Raw genomic sequence first — 1,504 nt, forward strand, 5'->3', positions numbered from 1 at the left:
GGGTAGTAGGTGAGCGATGGGGTGACGCAGGAAGGTAGTCCAGCCCGGGCGGTGGTTGTCCCGGGGTAAGGGTGTAGGGCGTTGCGTAGGCAAATCCGCGCAACATGTGCCTGAGACCTGATGCCGAGCCGATTGTGGTGAAGTGGATGATCCTATGCTGTCGAGAAAAGCCTCTAGCGAGTTTCATGGCGGCCCGTACCCCAAACCGACTCAGGTGGTCAGGTAGAGAATACCGAGGCGTTCGGGTGAACTATGGTTAAGGAACTCGGCAAAATGCCCCCGTAACTTCGGGAGAAGGGGGGCCACGCCTGGTGGAGAGTCTTGCACTCCGAGCTGGGGGTGGCCGCAGAGACCAGCGAGAAGCGACTGTTTACTAAAAACACAGGTCCGTGCGAAGCCGTAAGGCGATGTATACGGACTGACGCCTGCCCGGTGCTGGAACGTTAAGGGGACCGGTTAGCTCCATTTCGGTGGGGCGAAGCTGAGAACTTAAGCGCCAGTAAACGGCGGTGGTAACTATAACCATCCTAAGGTAGCGAAATTCCTTGTCGGGTAAGTTCCGACCTGCACGAATGGCGTAACGACTTCTCGACTGTCTCAACCATAGGCCCGGTGAAATTGCATTACGAGTAAAGATGCTCGTTTCGCGCAGCAGGACGGAAAGACCCCGGGACCTTTACTATAGCTTGATATTGGTGTTCGGTTCGGCTTGTGTAGGATAGGTGGGAGACTTTGAAGCAGCAACGCCAGTTGTTGTGGAGTCGTCGTTGAAATACCACTCTGGTCGTGCTGGATGTCTAACCTGGGTCCGTGATCCGGATCAGGGACAGTGTCTGGTGGGTAGTTTAACTGGGGCGGTTGCCTCCTAAAGGGTAACGGAGGCGCCCAAAGGTTCCCTCAGCCTGGTTGGCAATCAGGTGTTGAGTGTAAGTGCACAAGGGAGCTTGACTGTGAGACCGACGGGTCGAGCAGGTGCGAAAGCAGGGACTAGTGATCCGGCGGTGGCTTGTGGAAGCGCCGTCGCTCAACGGATAAAAGGTACCCCGGGGATAACAGGCTGATCTTCCCCAAGAGTCCATATCGACGGGATGGTTTGGCACCTCGATGTCGGCTCGTCGCATCCTGGGGCTGGAGTAGGTCCCAAGGGTTGGGCTGTTCGCCCATTAAAGCGGTACGCGAGCTGGGTTTAGAACGTCGTGAGACAGTTCGGTCCCTATCCGCTGTGCGCGTAGGAGTGTTGAGAAGGGCTGTCCCTAGTACGAGAGGACCGGGACGGACGAACCTCTGGTGTGCCAGTTGTCCTGCCAAGGGCATGGCTGGTTGGCTACGTTCGGGAGGGATAACCGCTGAAAGCATCTAAGCGGGAAGCCTGCTTCGAGATGAGCACTCCCACCTCCTTGAGAGGGTAAGGCTCCCAGTAGACGACTGGGTTGATAGGCCGGATGTGGAAGCCCTGTGAGGGGTGGAGCTGACCGGTACTAATAGGCCGAGGGCTTGTCCTCAG

At 57.2% G+C, this 1,504-nt stretch carries 1 rRNA gene; it reads left to right on the plus strand.

The window, feature by feature from the left end:
* Nucleotides 1-1,502 (plus strand): 23S ribosomal RNA (locus tag ACIGXM_RS37375); the annotation flags it as partial.
* Nucleotides 1,503-1,504 lie beyond the last annotated feature (2 nt).

Origin of the sequence: Kitasatospora sp. NPDC052896, assembly GCF_044547075.1 — a bacterium.
Classification (GTDB): Bacteria; Actinomycetota; Actinomycetes; order Streptomycetales; family Streptomycetaceae; genus Kitasatospora.